This window comes from Propioniciclava soli, from assembly GCF_038502305.1.
Lineage (GTDB): Bacteria > Actinomycetota > Actinomycetes > Propionibacteriales > Propionibacteriaceae > Propioniciclava > Propioniciclava soli.
The window spans coordinates 2,689,348-2,711,588 of the sequence record NZ_CP115965.1 but is presented as its reverse complement, the minus strand read 5'-3'; the positions used below and the strand labels follow the sequence as shown (position 1 = coordinate 2,711,588).

Below are 22,241 nucleotides of genomic sequence, written 5' to 3'. Positions count from 1 at the left end.
CTCCGCTTTCCGCGTGCAACGGGTCAACGAGGTAACGGAATGACAACGTCGGTGCGCTAGCCTGCAGGCGTGGCCAAGCTGAAGAACGACGGACTTCCCAACCGACGCGCCAAGATCGTGTGCACCCTCGGCCCCTCGACCGACACGCTCGATCGTGTCGAGGAGCTTGTGGACGCGGGCATGAACGTGGCGCGTCTCAACATGAGCCATGGCGACCACGACGACCACCAGCGTCGGCTGAACGCCGTCCGGCAGGCGGCCGAGCAGGCGGGCCGCCCCATCGGCGTGTTCGCCGACCTGCAGGGCCCGAAGATCCGGCTCGGTCGGTTCACCAACGGCAGCGAGACGATCTCGGTCGGCGACCGGTTCACGATCACGATCGACGACGTGCCGGGTGACGCGGAGCGCGCCAGCACCACGCTGAAGACCCTGACCGCCGACGTGCGTCCGGGCGACCAGATCCTGATCAACGACGGCGCCATCGAGCTGCGGGCGCTGGAAGTGACCGACACCGACGTGGTGACCGAGGTCGTCGTCGGCGGTCAGGTCAGCAACAACAAGGGCATCAACCTTCCCGGCGTCGCGGTGTCGGTGCCGGCCTTGAGCGAGAAGGACGCCGACGACCTCCGCTGGGCCATGGAGCACGGCGTCGACATGGTCGCGCTGTCGTTCGTGCGGTCTGCGAAGGACATCGAGGATGTCCACGCGATCATGGACGAGTTCGGGACGCGCGTGCCGGTCATCGCGAAGATCGAGAAGCCGCAGGCGATGGCGGCGATCGAGGACATCGTCGTCGCCTTCGACGCCATCATGGTGGCCCGCGGCGACCTGGGCGTGGAGCTTCCGCTCGAGGACGTGCCCGGCGCGCAGAAGCGGATCATCCACGCCGCGCGCAAGGCGGCGAAGCCGGTGATCGTGGCGACGCAGATGCTCGAGTCCATGATCAGCGCGCCGCGCCCGACCCGCGCCGAGGCGTCCGACGTCGCGAACGCGATCCTGGACGGAGCCGACGCGGTCATGCTCTCCGGCGAGACGGCGATGGGCGCCTGGCCGATCGAGGCGGTGGACACCATGGCCCGCATCGTCCGCAAGACGGAGTCGATGGGCCTGGACCGCATCGCAGCCATCGACTGGAGCCCGCACACCACCAGTGGTGTCATCGCCAAGGCCGCGCTCGAGGTGGCCGAGCGCGTCGGTGCGAGGTACCTGGTCGCGTTCACGAAGACGGGCGACACCGCGATGCGGTTGACCCGGCTGCGCTCGCCGATCCAGGTGTGCGCGTTCAGCCCCTACGTGGAGGTGGCGCAGCGCATGACGCTGGCGTGGGGCATCAAGTCCTTCACCACGCCCGAGTTCTTCACGGTGGACGCCATGGTGGACGCGGTGGTCAACGCGCTGGTGGGCCAGGACATGGTCAGTTCGGGGGACAAGGTCGTCATCGTGGCGGGCAACCCCAAGCACACGGCCGGCAAGACCAACTCGTTGCGGGTCGCGGAGATTCCGTGAGCCGCTGGTACCGGGAAGGGGACTCGAACCCCTACAGGCTTGCGCCCAGACGGGTTTGAGCCGTCCGCGTATACCATTCCGCCACCCCGGCAGGTGCCCGACCCATCCTGCCACATCTGGGGCAACACCCCCACTTCGGTCGACACGTACGCTGAGGTCGGGCACCCGTTGCCCCGCCTCATGGAACTAGGAGAGACAGACGGTGAGTGAGAACTCGACACCCCCCCAACTGCCGCGCGTGCTCGTGGCCGAGGACGAGGCCCTCATCCGCCTCGACCTCGTCGAACTGCTCACGGCCGAGGGCTACGAGGTCGTGGCCGAGGCAGGGGACGGGGAAGAGGCCCTGAAGCTGGCCCGCGAGCTGGAGCCGGACCTGGTGGTCATGGACGTGAAGATGCCGAAGATGGACGGCATCACCGCGGCGACGCAGATCGCGGAGGACCGGATCGCCCCCGTGGTCATGCTCACCGCGTTCAGCCAGCGCGAGCTCATCGACCGGGCCCGGGACGCGGGTGCCATGGCCTACGTCGTGAAGCCGTTCGACGCCTCCGACGTCGTGCCGGCCATCGAGCTCGCCATGGCGCGGTTCGCGGAGATCCGGTCGTTGGACGACGAGGTCGCCGACCTGGAGGAGCGGCTGGCGACGCGCAAGGCGGTCGACCAGGCCAAGGGCATCCTGCAGGAGGGGCTGGGGTTGAGCGAGGCGGAGGCCTTCCGCTGGATCCAGAAGACCGCCATGGACCTGCGCAAGCCCATGCGTGAGGTCGCCGAGGGCGTCATCGACCACCGCAAGTCCGGCGGCAAGCCGGCCGCGAAGAAGTCGCGCGCCGCCGACGACTGAGTCGTCGTGGCGGCACCGCCGGCACGGCCAGATGTGGCGGCCCTCAGGGACCCTCCGCCGTGCCGGACGCCGCCCGGGCGCGGCGCAGCGCGCAGGTGACCCGGGCGGTGCAGAGCCGGGTGCCGTCGTCACCGGTGATCACGACCTCCCAGGTGCCGAGGGTGCCACCGATGCGCAGGGCGGTTGCCACGCCCGTCACCCAACCCGAGGGGGCGGGGGCGTGATGGGTGGCATTCAGGTCCACCCCGAAGGCCGCCCCGCCAGGGCCTGCGGCTGCGACCGCTGCGAGGGACGCCAGCGATTCCGCAAGGACGCAGGACGCCCCGCCGTGCCACAACCCGAAGGGCTGGGTGTTGCCGGCCACCGGGACGCGTCCCACGGCCCGCTCGGCCGTGACCTCGAGGAGCTCCAGCCCCATGCGCGCGTCCAGCCCGTGGGCCCGTTCGATCGCGCGCCTGACCTCGTCGCTGACATCCACGACCCCCATCTTGCCCGCTCCGGTGGGGGGAAGCTGCCTGAGGTGGCCACGGGGCCGGTCACTGGTGAATGTTGACGACAACCAGCACCCTTTGGGGTGGTTTGGCGGTGTTCCCGCTTGCCTAGCCTGACAGGGAGCGGACTGCGCGCACGCGCGTCCGCGCCGTCAACGAAGCAGGAGGAAACCATGGCGTATCCGGACGACCCCACCGACCAGGGCCGGGTCGAGCAGACGCCCGAGTTCATCAATGATCCCGTCGACGACCCGGGCATGGCGGAGCCGCTGGGCACCCCGGCCCCCGGACTCATCGTGGAGGACACGACCTTCCGCACCGTCGATGAACCCAGCACCGGCGGCCGCGCGGAGCACGCGAAGCAGGAGGCCAAGGATCTGGCCGGCCACACGCAGGATCGCGCCAAGGACGTCGCCGACAACGCCAAGGCCGAGGCCGGCGCCGTGCGCGACACGGTCGTGGCCGCCGGCTCCGACGTGGTGGACTCCGCGAAGGAGCAGGCCGCGAACGTGATCGACGAGGCCAAGCTGCAGAGCCGGCGTCTGCTCGACGAGGGCGTGTCCGAGCTGCGCACGCAGGCCGGTTCGGCGCAGGGTCAGGTCGCCGCCTTCGTGCGCTCGCTGAGCGACGAACTCCAGTCGATGGGCCGGGGCACCGATGAGTCGGGCCCGATGGTCGACCTGGTGAACCGCGCCGAGCAGTACGGCCATCAGGCCGCCGACTGGCTCGAGCAGAACAGCCCCGACGACGTGCTCGCCTCCGCCCGCCGGTACGCGTCCCGCAACCCGTGGACGTTCCTGGCGATCTCCGCCGGCGCCGGCCTCGTGGCCGCCCGCCTGTTCCGCGGTCTCCAGGGCGCGAAGGCCGACGAGGAGGGTCGCCGTCAGGTGACCAGCGGCGTCCAGACCCGTGGCGTCCAGACCCGTGGCGTCCAGACCCGCGGCGTCGAGACCGGTTACTACGCCGGCACCGTCGGTGGCTACCGTGAGGCTCCCGGCCTGGAGTACCAGCAGGGGCGCGCCGCCGAGTACGAGGAGGACTTCGCCTCCGAGACCCGGCGTGTCGAGCTGGAGGGCGACCTCGACACCACCGCCCGCCGCAACGCCGAGTGGGGCGAGGGCCGATGACGTCGGATCCCTACGACCCGACCCTCCGGGGTCCCGACGGCCGGCTGCTCGGCGACGACCGGCGCGACGCGTCGGCGTACGCCGGGGCGTCCGGTGCGCACCAGGCCCAGGATCCGGCGGACGCCGAGGCCGACGCGAGCTATGCCCGCTTCCGCGCCGAGGACCGCTCCCTGGGTGAGATCGCGTCCGACGTGTTGGGCAACGCCTCAACCCTGATCCGCCAGGAGGTGGAGCTCGCCAAGGCCGAGGTCACGCAGTCCGCCTCCCGAGCGGGCAAGGGCGTCGGCATGCTCGCCGGCGCCGGCGTGGCGGCGCTGCTCGCGCTCATCGCGCTGACCCTCGCCCTCTGGTGGGGCATCGCGATCGCGATCGGCTCGGTGGCCGAGCCGGCGCTCGGGTGGAGCGGCGTGATCGTCATGGTCATCTGGCTCGTGTGCGCCGGCATCCTCGCCGCCATGGGCCGCGCTGAGCTCAACAAGATCAAGGGTCTGCCCAAGACCACCGAAACGCTGCAGAAGATTCCGAACGCCGCCGCAGGCAACGAGGAGAAGAACCGATGAGCCAGTCACCCGAGGAGATCCGTCGCGAGATCGAGCGCACCCGCGCCCAGCTGAGCGACAACGTCAATGCGCTGGGCGATTCCGCCAAGCCGACCAACCTGGCCCGTGAGCAGGTCGACCGGGTCAAGGACAAGGCGAACGACCTCAAGACCCGCGTGTTCGGCGACCCGAACGATCCGTGGGACGAGGGCGCGGCCGGTGGCGTGGGCCACCAGCTCGCGGACGCCCGTGACCAGGCGGTCGACGCCGTGCAGGACGCCCCGCGTCAGCTGAAGCAGCGCACCCAGGGCAACCCGCTCGCCGCGGGCCTGATCGCGTTCGGTCTCGGTGCACTCATCGGCGGCCTCATCCCCGCCTCCCGCATCGAGAAGGACGCCGCGCTGCAGGTCAAGGACGCGGCCGAGCCGGTCGTCGACCAGGCCAAGCAGATGGCGAACGAGGCGCGCGACCACCTGCAGCCGATGGCCCAGGAGGCTGCGGACAGCGTCAAGTTCGTCGCGCAGGACGCCGGCGAGCAGGTCAAGGCGGACGCCGAGGCGGCTCGCGACGACGTGCAGGCCCAGGCCCAGTCCTCCGCGGACGCGGTCAAGTCCGACGCCCAGGGCGCCGTCGACGAGACCAAGGCTGAGGCGCAAGAGAAGCGCGACCAGGTCTGACCGGTCGCGTCCTGCCCGCGAAGGGCCCCGTTCCGCCGATCTGGCGGGGCGGGGCCCTTCCCGTTCCGACGCGGCGCCCCCTCGCTCGTTCGGACGCGAGACGAGGCTGGTCGCGGTGCCCGAGAGCGCTGTCGGTGGCGCCCGCTAGGCTGCCTGCGTGACCTCCAGTACCCCTGCGCCCCCGGCGTCCGACCGGCCGAAGCTGCTGCTGATCGATGGCCACTCGGTGGCCTACCGGGCGTTCTTCGCGCTGCCGTTCGAAAACTTCGCCACGAAGACCGGCCAACACACCAACGCGGTGTTCGGGTTCACCTCGATGCTCATCAACGTGCTCCGCGACGAGCAGCCCAGCCACCTCGCCGTGGCCTTCGACGTGTCGCGCCAGACGTTCCGGAGCGAGGCCTACGCCGAGTACAAGGCGAACCGTTCGGCGTCCCCGGAGCCCTTCAAGGGTCAGGTGGCGCTGGTGAAGGAGGTGTTGGACGCGCTGCGGATCGTGCACGTCGAGGTGGACGGCTACGAGGCCGACGACATCATCGGCACCCTGAGCCTGCAGGCCCAGCAGGCCGGGTGGGAGACGCTGATCTGCACCGGCGACCGCGACGCGTTGCAGCTGGTGGACGCCGCGACCACGGTGCTCTACCCGCGCAAGGGGGTCTCGGACCTGGCGCGCATGACGCCGGAGGCGGTCGAGGAGAAGTACCTCGTGACGCCGGCCCGCTACCCCGAGCTGGCGGCGTTGGTGGGGGAGACCTCCGACAACCTGCCCGGCATCCCGGGCGTCGGCCCGAAGACGGCGGCGAAGTGGCTGCGCGAGTACGACGGGCTGGACAACCTGCTGGGCCACGCCGACGCCATCCGGGGCAAGGCGGGGGACGGGCTGCGCGACAACCTCGAGGGCGTGCGCCGCAACCGGCAGCTGAACGCGTTGGTGCGCGACCTGGCGTTGCCGGTCGGCCTGGGGGAGCTGGAGCGGCAGGACTGGAACCGGGAGGCCGTTCACGAGCTGTTCGATGCGCTCGAGTTCCGGGTGCTGCGGGACCGGCTGCTGGAGACGCTGCCCCAGCGGGAGGCGGAGCCGGAAAGCGGTTTCGACGTGGCCGGCGAGGTGCTCGCGCCCGGCGCGTTGGCCGACTGGTTGGGCGAGCACGCGACCGAGCTGGTCGGCGTCCAGGCCGAGGGGTTCTGGCGGGCCGGCTCGGGGGACCTGACGGGCCTCGCGCTGGCCTCGCTCGACGGGGCCGCGGCGTGGGTGCGCACCGAGACCCTGACGCCCGAGGACGACGCGGCCCTGGCGGGGTGGCTCGCGGACCCGGAGCGGCCCAAGGCGCTGCACGACGCGAAGGGGCCGCTGGAGGCGCTCTGGGCGCGCGGCTGGGATCTGGCGGGGCTGGCGTCCGACACCCAGATCGCGGCGTACCTGTTGCGGCCTGACCAGCGCACCTACGACTTGGCGGATCTGACGGTGCGCCACCTCAAGCGTGAGTTGGCCGTGGAGGGCGGCGCAGCCGACCCCACCGAGCAGCTGGCGCTGGAGTTCGAGAACCCCGACGAGGGCACCGACGCCATGGTGCGGGCCCGGGCGGTGGCCGAGCTCGCGGGTGTGCTGGGCGAGGAGCTGGACGCCGCGGGTGGACGGTCGCTGCTGGCCGAGGTCGAGCTGCCCCTGCAGCGGACGCTGGCGGTGATGGAACGCACCGGCATCGCGGTGGACGCCGACGCGCTCGATGCGCTGTGGTCGGACTTCGACTCCGGTGTGCGGGACGCGGAGTCCGACGCGTTCGGCGTCCTGGGCAAGCCGGTGAACCTGGGCTCGCCCAAGCAGCTGCAGGCCGTGCTCTTCGACGAGCTGGGCATGCCCAAGACGCGTCGCACGCGCACCGGCTACACCACGGACGCCGACGCCCTCGAGCAGTTGTTCGTGAAGACCGAACACCCGTTCCTGGCACACCTGCTGCGGCACCGCGACCAGATCCGGCTGCGGCAGACGGTGGAGGGGCTGCAGAAGTCGATCGCCGACGACGGCCGCATCCACACCACCTACAGCCAGACGGTGGCGGCCACGGGGCGGCTGAGCTCGACCGACCCGAACCTGCAGAACATCCCGATCCGCACCGAGGCCGGCCGACGGATCCGCGAGGCGTTCGTGGTGGGGCAGGGGCATGAGTCGCTGATGAGCGCCGACTACAGCCAGATCGAGATGCGCATCATGGCGCACGTGAGTGCCGACGCGGCCCTCATCGACGCCTTCGGCTCGGGCCGCGACTTCCACACGGTGACCGCGTCGCGGGTCTTCGCGGTGGAGCCGGACGCGGTGACGGGTGAGATGCGCGCCAAGATCAAGGCGATGAACTACGGGCTCGCCTACGGCCTGAGCGCCTTCGGGTTGTCGGGGCAGCTGCGGATCACGACGGCCGAGGCCAAGGGCCTGATGGATGAGTACTTCGAGACGTTCGGCCACGTGCGCGACTACCTGACCGAGGTGGTCGACGTCGCCCGCCGCACGGGCTACACCGAGACGTTGCTCGGACGCCGCCGCTACCTGCCCGACCTCACGAGCTCGAACCGGCAGCGCCGCGAGATGGCCGAGCGGATGGCCCTCAACGCGCCCATCCAGGGCAGTGCCGCCGACATCATCAAGGTCGCGATGCTCGACGTGGAGGCGGCGCTCGCCCGCGAGGGGCTGGCGTCGCGGATGCTGCTCCAGGTGCACGACGAGCTCGTGTTCGAGGTGGCGCCCGGTGAGCGCGAGACGCTGGAAGCGCTCGTGCGCGCCACGATGGGCGCCGCCATGGATCTCACCGTGCCCCTGGACGTGTCCGTCGGCGTGGGCCGCTCCTGGCACGACGCCGCGCACTGAGCCGGCGGACGGGCGCACGGGCGCACGGGGAGTCCACACCCGGGCCACAGCGGGCCCACACCGGGGCCGGCCACGCTGGCTGCCGTGAGAACACTCCTGCGCCTGCCCGCCCTCTGGCTGGGGCTGCTCGGCTCCCTGCTGATCGCTGCGGGGGAGTTCCGCCGCGCGAGCTGGAGCCAGGTGGAGGGGCAGGCGTGGGCCTCGGCGGTCACCGCCACGGTCACCTGGCCCTACCCGCTGGTCGTCGCCCTGGGCATCGCGCTGCTCTCGACGGCCTGGCTGCTTGCGCGGCCCCCGACGCCGACGCCGGCCGCTGGGGAGGCCGATTCGGTCGACGCGGTTCGTCGGGCAGCGGTCCTCGCCGCTGTGTGGGTCCTGCCCCTCCTGCTCCTGCCCCCGGTGCTGAGCACGGACGCGGGTTCCTACGCCGACCTGGGGTGGATGGTGGCCGGCGGCGAGAACCCGTACACGACCGGGCTGGGGACGACCGGCAGCCCCTTCCCCTACGGACGCGCCTGGCGCGGCACGACGTCGGTCTACCCGCCGGGCGCGCTGCAGCTGTTCGGCTGGGTCGTCGGAGCGACCGGGGCGCACTGGTACTGGTCGGTCGTGGCGTTGCGGCTGCTGGCGGTGGCCGGGGTGGTGGGCCTGCTGTGGGCCGTGCCGCGGCTGGCCGGCGCCGTGGGCGTCGATCCGGCGTTCGCCACGTGGTTGGCGTTGCTGAACCCCGTGACGCTGGTGCACGGCGTGGCCGGCGAGCACGTCGACCTGCTCATGGCCGGTCTCCTCGCGGTCGCTCTGGCCGTCGCGGAGCGTGCCGCCCGCTTCCGCGGGCCGACGCCCGGCCGTCCGGTACCGGCCGGCACCGTCATGAGGGGCGTCCTGGTGGGCGGTGTGTTGGTGGGCGGTGTGCTGGTGGGGCTGGCGGCGTCGGTCAAGCAACCGGCGCTGCTGGCGGTGCCCGCGGTCGCGGCGCTGGCGCTACCCGTCGCGTCGCGAACCTGGGTGCGGCTCCTGGCCGCGTCGGCCGGGGTGGGGGCGTCCGCGTTGGGTACGTTCGCTGCGATCAGCGCGGCCACCGGCCTGGGCTGGGGCTGGATCGGCGCCTCGGGAAACCCGGCGAACGCCGCCCAGACGCCGACGCCTGCCTACCTTGTCGGGCTGCTCACCGGTGCCGACGTCGATGGGGTGACGTCCTGGGGGCAGTATGTCGCCGTCGGCGCCATCGCGTGGCTGTTCGTCCGGTACGCGCGCAGCGAACCGCTGCGGTTCCTCGGGCTCGCGTCCCTGGCGTGGGTGCTGGGGTTCGGCGTCTGGCGGGAGTGGTACCTCATCTTCCCGCTGGCGTTCCTCGGCCTGGCGCGCCCCGGCCGCGCCCTGCGCGCTGCCGTGTGGGTGGGAACGCCCTTGTGGGCGCTGTACGGCACCTGGCACGAGTATCAACGGGGGATGGGCGTGGAGGCGTCCCTCGGGCTGGCGTTCGTGTGGTCGGCTGCGCTGGCCTTCTTTGCCTGGACGTGCTGGCGGCTGCGCGCCCTGCCGCCCCCGTCGGAGAGCTCGGCGAGCCGGGGCTCAGCGCAGGACGGCGAGGACGTCCTCCCGGTCGGCGCCGTCGCGTGACCAGTGGGCGAGCAGCAGGCCGCGCGCACCGGTGGTGGTGGGCTCCTCGTCGAGGATGCGCACGAGCCGGACCTGACCGATCGCGTCCACCCCCGCGACGACGCCGGACCCCTCGACCTCGATGGGGCTCGGGATCGCGGCCCCGCTGTCGGCGTCGGCGATGTCGGCCGCCGCGTCGCCCTCGCGGATGATGCGGACGAGCTCGGCGACGTACACCGGGTCGGTCGGCGCGTCATAGCAGTAGCGCGTACCGAGCACGCTGTGCTCGAGCGTGCCGATGAGCAGGCCCTCGTCGAGGGGTTCGGAACGCCACGTGACGGGAACGTGATACGTGAAGCCGGCGGAGGTGATGACCATGCAGTCGATGCCCACCTCGCCGTCGGGATCGACGAACCGGAAGAAACCGATGCGCTCCACATCGGACGCGTCGCCGGCGAACCACAGCTGCTTGGGCAGCCACCCGGCGAGCAGTTCGAGCTTGCTCGGGGTGAGGGTGGCGTTCGGGTGGACTTCTGCGGTGCCGCTCATCGGGTGGCTCCTTCGGGTGCGATCGGGACGGTCGGTCACCACGCTAGTCCACCGACGGGCTGCCGGGGCGGCGTCCGAGGCGTCCCGTTGACGGGCTGGGCCCCTTTGACCAAGTGAACGGGCGGTCGGTAAGCTGGTTGATCGGTGTGGTCTGCTTGCCCTCGGACGTAGCGGGGCAGGCGTACGCGGGCCATGCCGCCACCACACTCACCACGTTCAGTTATCGGAGCCCTACTACATGACCTCCACTCCTGAGGCCGCTCAGGTCGCGGTCGACGACTTCATGAGCAGCGAAGAGTTCGCTGCCGCCGTCGACGCCACAATCAAGTACTTCAATGACGGTGACATCGTCACCGGTACCGTCGTCAAGGTCGACCGGGACGAGGTTCTCCTCGACATCGGCTACAAGACCGAGGGCGTCATCCCCTCCAAGGAACTCTCCATCAAGCACGACGTCGACCCCTTCGAGGTCGTTGCCGTCGGCGACGAGATCGAAGCCCTCGTCCAGCAGAAGGAGGACAAGGAGGGGCGGCTGATCCTGTCCAAGAAGCGCGCCCAGTACGAGCGCGCCTGGGGCCAGATCGAGCAGGTCAAGGAGTCCGACGGCGTGGTCACCGGCCGCGTCATCGAGGTCGTCAAGGGTGGTCTGATCGTCGACATCGGTCTCCGCGGCTTCCTCCCGGCCTCCCTGGTCGAGATGCGCCGCGTCCGCGACCTGCAGCCCTACGTGGGCCAGGAGCTCGAGGCCAAGATCATCGAGCTGGACAAGAACCGCAACAACGTCGTGCTCAGCCGCCGCGCGTGGCTGGAGCAGACCCAGTCCGAGGTGCGCACGTCCTTCCTCAACCAGCTCGCCAAGGGCCAGATCCGCCGCGGCGTCGTGTCCAGCATCGTCAACTTCGGTGCGTTCGTGGATCTCGGCGGTGTCGACGGCCTGGTGCACGTCTCCGAGCTGAGCTGGAAGCACATCGACCACCCGAGCGAGGTCGTCGAGGTCGGCAATGAGGTCACCGTGGAGGTGCTCGATGTCGACATGGACCGCGAGCGCGTCTCCCTGTCGCTGAAGGCGACGCAGGAGGATCCGTGGCAGACCTTCGCCCGGACCCACCAGATCGGCCACATCGTGCCCGGCAAGGTCACCAAGCTCGTTCCGTTCGGCGCGTTCGTGCGTGTCGAGGAGGGCATCGAGGGCCTGGTGCACGTCTCCGAGCTGGCCGAGCGTCACGTCGAGATCCCCGAGCAGGTCGTCGCGGTCAACGACGACGTCATGGTCAAGATCATCGACATCGACCTCGAGCGTCGCCGCATCAGCCTCAGCCTCAAGCAGGCCAACGAGGGTGTCGACGTGGCTGCGGACGACTTCGACCCGTCGCTGTACGGCATGACCGCCAGCTACGACGACCAGGGCAACTACATCTACCCCGAGGGCTTCGATCCGGAGACCCAGGAGTGGAAGCCCGGGTACGAGGAGCAGCAGCGCGCCTGGGAGCAGCAGTACGCCGAGGCGCAGACCCGGTGGCTGGCGCACAAGAAGCAGGTCGAGGAGGCCGAGGCCGCCGAGAACCAGGCGGCCGTCGAGGCCACCGCGCAGTCGTCCTACTCCTCGGGCGGTCGCCCGTCGGCGTCGACGTCGTCCTCCAGCAGCAGCGCCCCCGAGGGCTCGCTGGCGTCCGACGAGGCCCTGCAGGCCCTGCGCGACAAGCTCACCGGCGGTCGCTGACCCCGCCCGGACCTCTCGGTCCGGTTCGAGCCCGAACCGCCCCCGCTCCCTCACGGAGCGGGGGCGGTTCTGCGTTGCCGGGATGGGATGGGGTGGGGTGGGGTGGGGTGGTGTGGGGTGGTGTGGGGTGGAGCGGTGGGGTGGCTACCTCACGACCGCTGCCGGCCGGGCAGTTGGGTGATGGGCGCCGTGAGGGTGGCCCAGAGCGCCCCCACGAGCGCGACGCCCCCGACGACGGTGATGGCGACGGGCAGCGACGCGGCGAGCAGCAGGCCCGAGACGGCCAGGGGGCCGCCCAGCTGGCCGGCCTGGCTGAACATGGCCCAGATCGACAGGAAGCGGGCGCGGCCGCGGGCGGGGGAGAGATCGGCGCCGATGGTCATGTTGATGCCGGCCCCCAGGCCGTTGCCGACGCTCATCACCACGACGGCGGCGATGAGCCCGGGCGATGCCGGCCACAGCGGCGCGACGAGAAAGCCGGCCCCGTAGACCCCCAGGCACAGCACCAGGGTGAGCGTGCGGCCGACCCGGTCCTTGAGCACGCCGCCCGGCACCATGAACACCAGCTCGATCGCGGCGCCGACGGCGACGATCAGCGAGACCTGCGCAGCCGTCCACCCCAGGTGGACGCCCCACAGCGCCACCAGGATCGGCTGGGCGACGCGGGCGACGGCGAGGGTGAGGACGGAGACCCCGGCGAACCCGACGGCCCGCCACCGCACCCCCTGGGCGAGCTCGTCCGCCGTGCGGGCGGCCTTGTTGCGCATGGTCTGGGCGTCGAAACCGCTCGTCAGCTTGCGGACGAACAGCAGCAGCGTGCCCGCGAGCGCACACGCGGCGGCGAAGACGAACACCGACCACAGGGGCCAGAACACCAGCAGCGCCGCGCCGCACAGCGGGCCGACCAGGCTGCCGGCGCGCATGGTCCCGCCGAGTGCGGTCATGGCCTGGCCGCGCTGCGGGGTGGGCACCGTCTCGGCGACCACGGCCTGCCGGGCCAGGTTCCAGGCGGTCATGACGGGGGCACGCAGGATCGCCGACGCGATGAACAGGCCCAGCGACCAGGGGGTCGGCCACGCGAGCGCGACCACGGCGAGCGAGATGGTGACCACCGCGGCCCCGGTGGCCAGCGCCATGGCGAAGCGGTCGCCCACCGTGTCGATGAACATCCCGACCGGCACGGTCATCACCAGCGCGGTGGCGCCCATCAGCGCGACGATGGCGCTGGCCAGCGGCGCGGACGCCCCGAGCTCCAGCGCCGCGAGCACGAGCACCGGCATCATCGCGCCCATCGCCACGCCGAGCAGGAACGACGGGGCCAGCACGGGCCAGAAGATCAGCCGATACATGCCCCACCTCCCAAGTATCTCGACATCAAGATACTCTAGAGGGTGAGCGGACGCCACCCGTCCGGATCCGGCCCGCCCGGCAGGTCCACCTCGGGGTCGTAGGGCGTCCGGGTGAAGCAGAAGGTGGCCACCTCCAGCGTCCGCGGCCGGCCATGGGCGTCACGATGGACGACCAGCGGCTCGCCGTGAAAGTAGTCCCCGCCGTCGCCGGTCCAGCGGTCGCCGCTGCCGGCGAAGTGGCTGGCCCCCTTCCCGTCGGCGCCCACGAGGAGCAGCCGGCCGGGTGCGGGCGCGGCCAGGACGTGCTCGCGCGTGCCCCAGTACCAGACGCCGCAGAGATCGGCCGCGGTGGCGTCCCCCGGGCCCACCGGCCCGTCCACGTTCACGGCGGCGGCGCAGGCCTCCGCCAGTAGGCCGAACGCCCCGCCGAACGGGGTGGTGGCGTTCCCGCACACGGCGACGGCGAGGCGCCGCTCGGCGTCGATGCGCAGGTCGGCGGTGAAGCCGGGAACCGAGCCGGCGTGGCCGTACGTGCGTCGTCCGGCGTCGTTGACCACCATGACGCCGAGGCCGTGGGCCGTCGTGAAGGGTTCGCCGGCCACGTCGGGCCAAGCGATCGGCGTGAGCATCGTGGCGCGGGTGGCGGGTCGCAGGACGCCGGGGATCGCGCCGGCGAGGAACGCGCCGAGGCGCACCAGATCGGTGGGCGTCGACCAGAGCTCGCCGGCGGCGCCGAGGGCCAGGTAGTCGGGCACGGGTTCGGGGTGGACGAGATCCTCGCGCGGGTGGACGCCGACGCCCACCGCGTGGCCGGGGGCTGGCGTCCGGGCGGTGTGGGTCATGCCGAGGGGCCGCCAGACGAGGTCGGCCAGGGCGGCGTCCCACGCCTGGCCCGTGAGGGTCTCGAGGAGCCGGCCCAGGACGCCGTAGCCCAGGTTGGAGTAGTGGAACCGGGTGCCGGCCGGGAACAGGGGCTGGAGGTCGGCCGCGGCGAGGGCGTCCCAGGACGTGCCGCCCGCCCGCTCCCACCACGGGCCGGGCGGCTCGGCGGGCAGCCCGCTGGTGTGGGCGAGGAACTGGGCGACCGTCGCATCCCCGCCGGGGGCGTCCGGCACCCAGGTGGCCAGGGGGCGGTGCAGGTCGACCGCACCGGCGTCGGCGAGGACGCACAGGGCGACGGCGACCTGCGGCTTGGTGATCGAGGCGATGCGGTACTGCGTGTGGGCGTCGGGACGCCGCGGCACACCGAGCGGATCGGCGTCGCCGACGGCGTCGGCCCAGGTCACGTCACCATCGCTGCTGAGCGCTGCCGACAGCGACGGCTGGCGTCGCGCCGCGCGCAGGGTCTCAAGGGTGCGGGACAGATCCACGGGCTGACTCCTGGGCTCGGCTGCGCCCGACCCTACCGGGGGAACACGGTGCGGCCACCACCGTGCGAGGATGGCCGGATGAAGCGCATCGTGCTGACCGGCGGCATCGCGTCGGGCAAGTCGACCGTGGCCGACCTGTTGGCCGGGCACGGGGCGGTGGTCGTCGACGCGGACGTGCTGGCCCGGGAGGTGGTCGAGCCGGGCACGGCCGGGTTGGCCGAGGTGGTCGCCCGGTTCGGGGAGGGGATCCTGCTCGCCAACGGCGGCCTGGACCGGGCCGCGCTGGCCAGGATCATCTTCGCCGATGCCGCGGCGCGCGCCGACCTGAACGCGATCGTCCACCCCCGGGTGAGGGCCCTCGCGCGCGAGCGCCGGGCCGCCGCCCTGGCGTCGAACCCCGGCGCGGTGGTCGTCGACGTGATCCCCCTGCTGGTGGAGACCGGGCAGGCCGAGATGTTCGACGTCGTCGTCGTCACCGACGCCGGCGAGGAGGCGCAGATCGCCCGCCTGCGCCACCGGGACGGGTTGTCGGACGCGGACGCGCGCGCCCGGCTCGTCGCCCAGGCGTCACGAGCAGAACGGTTGGCGGTGGCGGACCTCGTGATCGACACCTCGGGGCGCAAGGAGGACCTGCCCGTCCGGGTGGGGGAACTCTGGGAGCAGCTCCGGAACGCCTGAGGCACGGTCGCCCGAACAACGGCCCGAGATCCGCGGAACGGGCCCGCGGGCCCGCTGCGTCGGCCAAGCTGGACGGAACGCGGAGCACGGAACACCGCACTCAGGAGGACCCATGACCGACGTGACCGACCGACCGTGGTTGGACGAGGGACTCAGCCCGCGGGAGCGCGCGACGCGCCTCGTGGCCGCGATGACGTTGCCGGAGAAGATCGAGCAACTCCACGGCAACATGGACACGATCGACATCTACGGCCTGGCGAACCAGGCCCAGGACGCCGATGAGATGGAGCAACTGGCGTCGCAGATCCGGGTGGAGCGCCACGTGAAGGCGAACGACCGGCTGGGCATCCCCCGCATGCGCATCACGAACGGGCCCGTGGGCGTCGGCATGGGCGACGGTACGCCGTCGCCGCCCGCGACGGCGCTACCCATGACGATCGGCGTCGCGGCCTCCTTCGACCCCGAGCTCGCCCACCGGTACGGCGACCTCATCGGCGCCGAGTGCGTCCACCTGGGGCAGCACGTCCTCGAGGGGCCGGGCCTGTGTCTGCACCGCACGCCCATCGGGGGCCGCAACTTCGAGTACTTCTCCGAGGATCCCTACCTCACCGGGGTGATGGGGGTGGAGGTCGCGCGGGCGATCCAGAGCCATGACATCATCGCGATGGCCAAGCACTACGTCGTGAACGACCAGGAACACGAGCGCTTCCGCAACAGCGTCGAGGTCGACGAGGACGTCCTGCGCGAGTTGTACCTGTTGCCGTTCGAGATGGCCTGCAAGGACGCGGACATCGCCTCCGTCATGAGCGCCTACAACCGCGTGCGGGGCGTCTACGCCACGGAGAACCGCTACACCCTCGACACGATCCTGCGGCAGGAGTGGGGCTGGGACGGCTACGTCCAGTCCGACTTCTGGTCGTGCCGGTCGGCGGCGGGCTCGCTCAACGCGGGCATGGACCTGGAGATGCCGGACGCGAAGTGGCTCAACGAGACCAACGTGACCAATGCGCTCAACGACACCTCGCTCGAGATCCAGACCGTCGACCGCGCCCTGGTGCGTCGCTTCACCCAGATGTTCCGGTTCGGACACTTCACGACGCCGTACGCGCCCACCGAGATCCCGGCGGCCGAGCACGGCCGCATCGCGCGGGAGATGGGGCACGCCATGGCGGTCCTGCTCAAGAACGACGCCGGGCTGTTGCCGCTGGGCGTGGACGCCGGACGCGTACTCATCGTCGGCATGGACAGCTTCGCCACGAAGGCCTGCCAGGGTGGGGGCGGCTCCTCCAAGGTGGACCCCCTGTACACCGTCGACCCGCTGCCCGGCACGCAGGACGTCCTGCGCGAGCTCGGCTCGGACGCCACGGTGGCGTTGTTCGAGGTGAAGCGCGACCTGTCCAACCTGGCGCAGGCCAAGGCCGAGGCCGCGGACGCCGACGTGGTGCTCGTCATGGCGGGTGTCATCGCCACCGAGGGTGCCGACATGCCCGCTCCGGAGATGCCCCACGACCAGGCGCGCATGGTCGCCGAGCTGCTGGGGTGCAACGAGCGGACCGTGGTCGTGCTCAAGGACTCGACGCCGGTGATGCTGCCGTGGATCGACGACGCCGACACCGTCCTCGAGGTGTGGAACCAGGGGGCGGAGGACGGCCATGTCGTCGCCGAGTTGCTGTGGGGCGTCGCCAACCCGTCGGGCAAGGTGCCCACCACCTATGCGCGGCGCGTCGAGGACCTGCTCCACCACGACGACCCGGTGCGCTACCCGGGCACCGACGAGGGGGAGGGGTGGCCCACGATGCGCTACACCGAGCGTCTCCAGGTGGGCTACCGGTGGTTCCAGGCGAACGACATCGTGCCGCTGTTCCCGTTCGGATTCGGGCTGTCGTACACGACCTTCGAGCTGTCCGACGTGGCGGTGTCGGGCTCGGTCGCCGACGGCGAGGCGCTGACCGTCACGGCGACGGTGACGAACACCGGTGATCGGGAGGGTGCGGAGGTGGTGCAGGTGTACTTGGGCATTCCGGTGGAGGGTCAGCCGCCCAAACGCCTGGTGGGGTTCGCGAAGGTGTCCCTCGCGCCGGGGGCGTCCGAGCAGGTCGAGGTGGTGGTGGACCCGGCCGCCACGCACCACCCGTTCGGGGTGTGGGACACCGCGGCGCACTCCTTCCAGGTACGCCCCGGCGCCTACACGGTGTACGTCGGCACCTCGAGCGAGGACACGCCGCACCAGTTCCCGGTGCGCGTGTCCTAGCCGCTCGGCGGCGAGGGTACGGGTTGGTCCGGGCGCGATCGCGCCCGGCCGCCGTCTCCGGGCGAAGTGTCGGTGGGGTCGCCTACGCTTGCTCCCATGCGCCCCACCACGGACCTCAAGCGTCGCGTCGCACCGTTCGAGGTGCACGCGGACTTCTCTCCCGCCGGTGACCAGCCGGCCGCGATCGACGCGCTCGAGCGGCGCGTCCGGGCGGGGGAGGACGACGTCGTGCTGCTCGGTGCGACGGGTACGGGCAAGACGGCCACCGTGGCGTGGCTGGCCGAGCGGCTGCAGCGTCCGATGCTGGTGATGCAGCCCAACAAGACCCTCGCGGCGCAGTTCGCGAACGAGCTGCGGCAGTTCTTCCCCGACAACGCGGTGGAGTACTTCGTCAGCTACTACGACTACTACCAGCCGGAGGCGTACGTCCCGCAGACGGACACCTACATCGAGAAGGACTCCTCGCTCAACGAGGAGGTCGAACGCCTGCGGCACTCGGCGACCAACTCGTTGTTGACCCGCCGTGACGTGATCGTGGTGGCGACCGTCTCGGCCATCTACGGCCTGGGGACGCCGCAGGAGTACGTGGACCGGATGGTGCGGTTGCGGGTGGGGGAGGAGCACGACCGGGACAGTCTGTTGCGGCAGCTGGTCGGCATCCAGTACGCGCGCAACGATCTCGCCGCCACGCGGGGCACCTTCCGGGTGCGGGGGGACACGCTGGAGATCTTCCCGATGTATGAGGAGAACGCGGTGCGCGTGGAGTTCTTCGGCGACGAGATCGAGGGGCTGTCGACGCTGCACCCGCTGACGGGTGAGGTGCTGAGCGAGGATTCCGAGGTGTATGTCTTCCCGGCGTCGCACTATGTGGCCGGGCCCCAGCGCATGGAGCGCGCCATCGGGGGCATCGAGGCCGAGCTGGAGGGCCGGCTGACCGAGCTGGAGGGGCAGAACAAGCTGCTGGAGGCCCAGCGGTTGCGGATGCGCACGGGGTACGACATCGAGATGATGCGCCAGATCGGCACGTGCTCGGGCATCGAGAACTACTCCCGCCACATCGACGGCCGCGGCCCCGGGACGCCGCCGAACTGCCTGCTCGACTACTTCCCGGAGGACTTCGTGCTCGTCATCGACGAGTCGCACGTCACGGTGCCGCAGATCGGCGGCATGTACGAGGGCGACATGTCGCGCAAGCGGACGTTGGTCGACTTCGGGTTCCGGCTGCCGAGCGCGATGGACAACCGCCCCCTGCGGTTCGAGGAGTTCACCGAGCGCATCGGGCAGACGGTGTACCTCTCGGCCACGCCGGGCAACTACGAGATGGCACGGTCCGACGGGTTCGTCGAGCAGGTGATCCGGCCGACCGGGTTGGTCGATCCCGAGGTGATCGTGAAGCCGACCAAGGGGCAGATCGACGACCTCATGGGTGAGATCCGGGCCCGGACGGACCGCAACGAGCGCATCCTGGTGACCACGCTGACGAAGAAGATGGCCGAGGACCTCACGGACTACCTCATGGAGAACGGCGTCCGGACGCGCTACCTCCACTCCGAGGTGGACACCCTGCGGCGCATCGAGCTGCTGCGCGAGCTGCGGTTGGGGCAGTACGACGTGCTGGTCGGCATCAACCTGCTGCGGGAGGGCCTCGACCTGCCCGAGGTGTCGCTCGTCGCGATCCTGGACGCCGACAAGGAGGGCTTCCTGCGCTCGGAGCGCTCGCTGATCCAGACCATCGGCCGCGCCGCCCGCAACGTGGCCGGCCAGGTGCACATGTACGCCGACACGATGACGCCGTCCATGGAGGCGGCGATCGACGAGACGAACCGGCGCCGGGAGAAGCAGGTGGCCTACAACACCGAGCACGGCATCGATCCACAGCCGCTGCGGAAGAAGATCGCCGACATCACCGACATGCTCGCCCGCGAGGACGCCGACACCCGCGACGTCGTCGGGCAGTTCGGCGAGCCGAAGAAGAGTTCGCCCGTGCCCGGACGCCCCGACCGCGACCTGGGCTCGCTGCCGACATCGGAGCTGGCGACGCTGGTGCACGAGCTGAGCGACCAGATGCACGCCGCGGCGAAGGACCTGCAGTTCGAGACCGCCGCCCGCCTGCGCGACGAGATCGCCGAGCTGAAGAAGACGATCCGGCAGATCGTGGCGGCCACGAAGTAGCGGCGTAGGCTGGGGTGATCGGCAAGGAGGCGGAGATGGGTTATCCGACGTGGATGACGGCGGCGACCGGGCGGTTGTCGCCGACGGATCTGGCGCTGGTCAAGTGGAGCTGCATCGCGTTCGGCGTCCTGCTCGCGCAGCGCTTCAGCGGCGTGCGGCAGCTCGACGAGCGGCTGGTGGGGGCCGCGGTGGTGGCCCTGGCGATCAAACCGGCGGTGTCGGCGCTGGGTGCGCGCTGACGTTCGCGCTGACGCTTGTGCTGAGGGGTCCTGCTGATGCTTGCGCTGACGCTTGTGCCGAGAGGTCCTGCTGATGCTTGCGCTGAGGTTCGTGCTGGCGTCCGCCCCCTTGTGGGATGAGAGCCGCTGGGACAGGGTGGTGCCATGGCTCTGAAGTGGTACACCGTCGTCGTTGACTGTCACGATCCGCAGGCGCAGGCCCGCTGGTGGGCCGAAGCGCTGGACTGGCAGATCGTCCACGACACCCCGGAGGAGGCCGTGGCGATTCCGAAGGGTATGGGTGCGGAGCCCGTGGCGGAGCTGGAGGCCTGGTTCGCCCGCGGGCAGGGGCTCTTGTTCGTGCCGGTGCCGGAGGGCAAGACGGTGAAGAACCGGCTGCACATCGACCTGGCGCCGCACACCTCCCAGGATCGGGACGCCGAGATCGCGCGCCTGGAGTCCCTCGGCGCGACGCGCGTCAACGTGGGGCAGGACGAGGCCGACGTGACCTGGACCGTCCTGGCCGATCCGGAGGGCAACGAGTTCTGCGTGCTCAGCTCTCGGAACCGCTAGGTCCCACCCCCTCGGAGGGTTGGTGCCGACAGCCGGTCACGGTACGGAGGACGGTCTACCAGCCGCGGGCGCGCCACGCGGGAAGTTGGTCCCGCTCCTCACCCAGCGTCGTCGGGTCGCCGTGGCCGGGGTGCACCACGGTGTTGTCGGCGAAGTGGTCGAAGACCTTGGCGGTCACGTCGCCGAGCAGGGACGCGAAGTCGGCGTCCGACTTGGTCTTGCCCACGCCGCCGGGGAACAGGCTGTCGCCGGTGAACAGCTGGGTGGCCTCGCCGGCGGGTGCGTGAGCCAGGGCGATCGATCCCGGGGTGTGCCCGACCAGCCCGATGACCTCCAGTTCGGAATTCCCCACCTGAACGGTGTCACCATCCCAGACGCGGCGGTCGATGCGGACGCCCGTCGCCGACTCGATCGCGTCGGCGTCCGGCTCGCCCGCCACCAAGACGGCACCGGTGTGCTGCGCCAGGTCGGCCAGGGCACCGATGTGGTCGTGGTGGCGGTGGGTGGTGACGATCGTGTTGATCGGGGTGTCGCCGATGAGCGACAGCAGCGCGAGGATGTCGGCGGCGGCGTCGATCAGCAGGCCCTCGCCGGAATCGGTGAGCAGGTAGGCGTTGTTGTCCATCGACCCGACGGACAGCGACTGGATCTCCATGGACCCATCCTGCCAGCGGCTCAGGTGGCCCGCGTGTGTTCTGGCCGTGGGCGTCCGGGCTGCGGGTGCCGCAGTGGTCCGGCCTCCCTGCCGCTGCGAACGCCTCCCTAACGCTGCAGCTGCCTCCCTGGCGACGTTGTCGCCGCCCTGTCCGCGACCCACGACCCTGCTGTTGCACCATCAGGGGGGTGGGTTCCGAGCAGGGGGGCACCCGCAACGGCAGGGGGGCGGTGGCAACGGCTGGGAGGCGTCCGCAACGGCAGGAAAGCAGGGCTCGGCGCCCGCTCTGATCAGCCCGCCAGTGGGAACACCAAGCCCTCGGCGCCCGTGACGCCCTCGCCGGACGTCCGCCCCGCGAGCCAGGCCCAGAGCGCGGCGTCCGGGCCGGACACCGTGACGCGCGGTTCGCCGGCACCGATGCCGAAGGTCTCACCGGCGTCGGAGGTGACGTCGACGGCCGGCAGGGTGGGGTCGTCGCGCATGAGGAGCGCGATCCACTGCAGCAACCAGTGGGCGGGGACGGCCTCGATGTCCTCCCAGCGGTAACCGCAGTCGAGGTCGAGGTGGTGGAGGGTGATCTCCTGGAGTCGGATCAGCGTGGCGACGGACAGGGGAAACTCGCCACCGGGCAGGTGCACGGGCAGGCGCCAGTCGGGGACGCGGTCGCAGAGCCGGGCGAGTTCGCCGGCGGAGGTGTCGAGGTCGACGTGCAGCTCGAGCCCGTCGCGCTCGGCACCGCGCTCGATCTCGCTGAACTTCGCGTTCTCCGAGGGGTAGAGCGGGGTCGGGTCGCCGGCCATGGTTGCGGAGATGACGACGCGGAGGGCGTCCGCGTTGCGGGCGATGTGGGTGGCGACGTGGGCGCGCGTCCAGCCGGGGAGGAGGGAGGGCGCGTGCCAGGCGTCGTCGTCGATGGCGATCGTGTCGCGGAGCAACGCCTGGGTGGCCTCCGCAATCCGTTTGAGGGCCGGTTCGACCTGGCCCTGGTTCAGGATCGCCAACATGCATCCACCCTAACGGCTGGGGCGGAGGGCGATGGTACGGCCGGTGAATCCCGCACCAGACC

19 protein-coding genes and 1 tRNA gene are annotated in these 22,241 nt (G+C 71.2%); 13 read left to right on the top strand and 7 right to left on the bottom strand.

What is annotated here, in order from left to right; genetic code table 11:
• Positions 1-69 precede the first annotated feature (69 nt).
• Complete coding sequence (gene pyk, locus PCC79_RS12215) at positions 70-1,506, top strand: pyruvate kinase (RefSeq protein WP_232548603.1); 1,437 nt, start codon at positions 70-72, stop codon at positions 1,504-1,506.
• 5 nt (positions 1,507-1,511) lie between these two features.
• Here the strand turns inward: pyk and PCC79_RS12210 are convergent.
• Positions 1,512-1,597, bottom strand: a tRNA-Leu gene (locus PCC79_RS12210).
• A 111-nt stretch (positions 1,598-1,708) separates the two neighbouring features.
• Between PCC79_RS12210 and PCC79_RS12205 the strand changes: the two genes are divergently transcribed.
• The gene (locus tag PCC79_RS12205; RefSeq protein WP_232548604.1) at positions 1,709-2,347 is read left to right on the top strand and encodes an ANTAR domain-containing response regulator; all 639 of its coding nucleotides are present in this window, start codon (positions 1,709-1,711) and stop codon (positions 2,345-2,347) included.
• 43 nt (positions 2,348-2,390) lie between these two features.
• On the opposite strand, the gene PCC79_RS12200 is transcribed toward PCC79_RS12205, so the two are convergent.
• Positions 2,391-2,825, bottom strand: a complete 435-nt coding sequence (locus PCC79_RS12200) for a PaaI family thioesterase (RefSeq protein ID WP_342371979.1) — start codon at positions 2,823-2,825, stop codon at positions 2,391-2,393.
• A gap of 186 nt (positions 2,826-3,011) precedes the next feature.
• Between PCC79_RS12200 and PCC79_RS12195 the strand changes: the two genes are divergently transcribed.
• From PCC79_RS12195 to mptB, 5 genes are all read left to right on the top strand, one after another.
• Complete coding sequence (locus PCC79_RS12195) at positions 3,012-3,965, top strand: hypothetical protein (RefSeq protein ID WP_342371978.1); 954 nt, start codon at positions 3,012-3,014, stop codon at positions 3,963-3,965.
• Positions 3,962-4,525 carry a phage holin family protein gene (locus tag PCC79_RS12190; RefSeq protein WP_232548607.1) on the top strand — a complete coding sequence of 188 codons (564 nt, stop codon included), beginning with the start codon at positions 3,962-3,964 and terminating at the stop codon, positions 4,523-4,525. Before PCC79_RS12195 ends, PCC79_RS12190 begins: the two co-directional genes overlap by 4 nt.
• Entirely contained in the window at positions 4,522-5,181 is a 660-nt protein-coding gene (locus tag PCC79_RS12185; RefSeq protein ID WP_232548608.1) for a DUF3618 domain-containing protein, read from the top strand. The genes PCC79_RS12190 and PCC79_RS12185 overlap by 4 nt, the downstream gene beginning before the upstream one ends.
• A 157-nt stretch (positions 5,182-5,338) precedes the next feature.
• Positions 5,339-8,041, top strand: a complete 2,703-nt coding sequence (polA, locus tag PCC79_RS12180; RefSeq protein ID WP_232548609.1) for a DNA polymerase I — start codon at positions 5,339-5,341, stop codon at positions 8,039-8,041.
• An 84-nt stretch (positions 8,042-8,125) separates the two neighbouring features.
• A complete protein-coding gene (mptB, locus tag PCC79_RS12175) occupies positions 8,126-9,661 on the top strand; it encodes a polyprenol phosphomannose-dependent alpha 1,6 mannosyltransferase MptB (RefSeq protein ID WP_232548610.1) in 1,536 nt (511 codons plus the stop codon).
• On the opposite strand, the gene PCC79_RS12170 is transcribed toward mptB, so the two are convergent.
• Entirely contained in the window at positions 9,614-10,189 is a 576-nt protein-coding gene (locus PCC79_RS12170; RefSeq protein WP_232548611.1) for a maltokinase N-terminal cap-like domain-containing protein, read from the bottom strand. The two genes, mptB and PCC79_RS12170, sit on opposite strands and share 48 nt — an antisense overlap.
• Positions 10,190-10,427: 238 nt before the next feature.
• Here PCC79_RS12170 and rpsA point away from each other — a divergent pair, with 238 nt between their 5' ends.
• Positions 10,428-11,909, top strand: coding sequence for a 30S ribosomal protein S1 (rpsA, locus tag PCC79_RS12165; RefSeq protein WP_232548612.1), 1,482 nt, complete (start codon positions 10,428-10,430; stop codon positions 11,907-11,909).
• Between the two features lie 149 nt (positions 11,910-12,058).
• Here rpsA and PCC79_RS12160 read toward each other — a convergent pair whose 3' ends face one another.
• Positions 12,059-13,258, bottom strand: coding sequence for an MFS transporter (locus PCC79_RS12160; protein WP_232548613.1), 1,200 nt, complete (start codon positions 13,256-13,258; stop codon positions 12,059-12,061).
• Between the two features lie 35 nt (positions 13,259-13,293).
• Positions 13,294-14,628, bottom strand: coding sequence for a serine hydrolase domain-containing protein (locus tag PCC79_RS12155; RefSeq protein WP_342371977.1), 1,335 nt, complete (start codon positions 14,626-14,628; stop codon positions 13,294-13,296).
• 78 nt (positions 14,629-14,706) lie between these two features.
• On the opposite strand from PCC79_RS12155, the gene coaE reads away from it, so the two are divergent.
• The 5 genes from coaE (at position 14,707) to PCC79_RS12130 (ending at position 20,520) form a co-directional block, all read left to right on the top strand.
• A complete protein-coding gene (coaE, locus tag PCC79_RS12150) occupies positions 14,707-15,306 on the top strand; it encodes a dephospho-CoA kinase (protein WP_232548615.1) in 600 nt (199 codons plus the stop codon).
• 112 nt (positions 15,307-15,418) lie between these two features.
• Positions 15,419-17,557 (top strand): beta-glucosidase family protein, encoded by a 2,139-nt coding sequence (locus tag PCC79_RS12145; RefSeq protein ID WP_342371976.1) that lies wholly within the window; start codon positions 15,419-15,421, stop codon positions 17,555-17,557.
• 96 nt (positions 17,558-17,653) lie between these two features.
• The gene (gene uvrB / locus PCC79_RS12140) at positions 17,654-19,729 is read left to right on the top strand and encodes an excinuclease ABC subunit UvrB (protein WP_232548617.1); all 2,076 of its coding nucleotides are present in this window, start codon (positions 17,654-17,656) and stop codon (positions 19,727-19,729) included.
• A gap of 14 nt (positions 19,730-19,743) precedes the next feature.
• Positions 19,744-19,968 carry a hypothetical protein gene (locus tag PCC79_RS12135; RefSeq protein WP_342371975.1) on the top strand — a complete coding sequence of 75 codons (225 nt, stop codon included), beginning with the start codon at positions 19,744-19,746 and terminating at the stop codon, positions 19,966-19,968.
• Between the two features lie 144 nt (positions 19,969-20,112).
• The gene (locus PCC79_RS12130) at positions 20,113-20,520 is read left to right on the top strand and encodes a VOC family protein (RefSeq protein ID WP_232548619.1); all 408 of its coding nucleotides are present in this window, start codon (positions 20,113-20,115) and stop codon (positions 20,518-20,520) included.
• Between the two features lie 55 nt (positions 20,521-20,575).
• Here PCC79_RS12130 and PCC79_RS12125 read toward each other — a convergent pair whose 3' ends face one another.
• Both PCC79_RS12125 and PCC79_RS12120 read right to left on the bottom strand, forming a co-directional pair.
• Positions 20,576-21,175 carry an MBL fold metallo-hydrolase gene (locus PCC79_RS12125; protein WP_342371974.1) on the bottom strand — a complete coding sequence of 200 codons (600 nt, stop codon included), beginning with the start codon at positions 21,173-21,175 and terminating at the stop codon, positions 20,576-20,578.
• Between the two features lie 290 nt (positions 21,176-21,465).
• A complete protein-coding gene (locus PCC79_RS12120) occupies positions 21,466-22,179 on the bottom strand; it encodes a maleylpyruvate isomerase family mycothiol-dependent enzyme (RefSeq protein WP_232548621.1) in 714 nt (237 codons plus the stop codon).
• Positions 22,180-22,241: the final 62 nt, after the last annotated feature.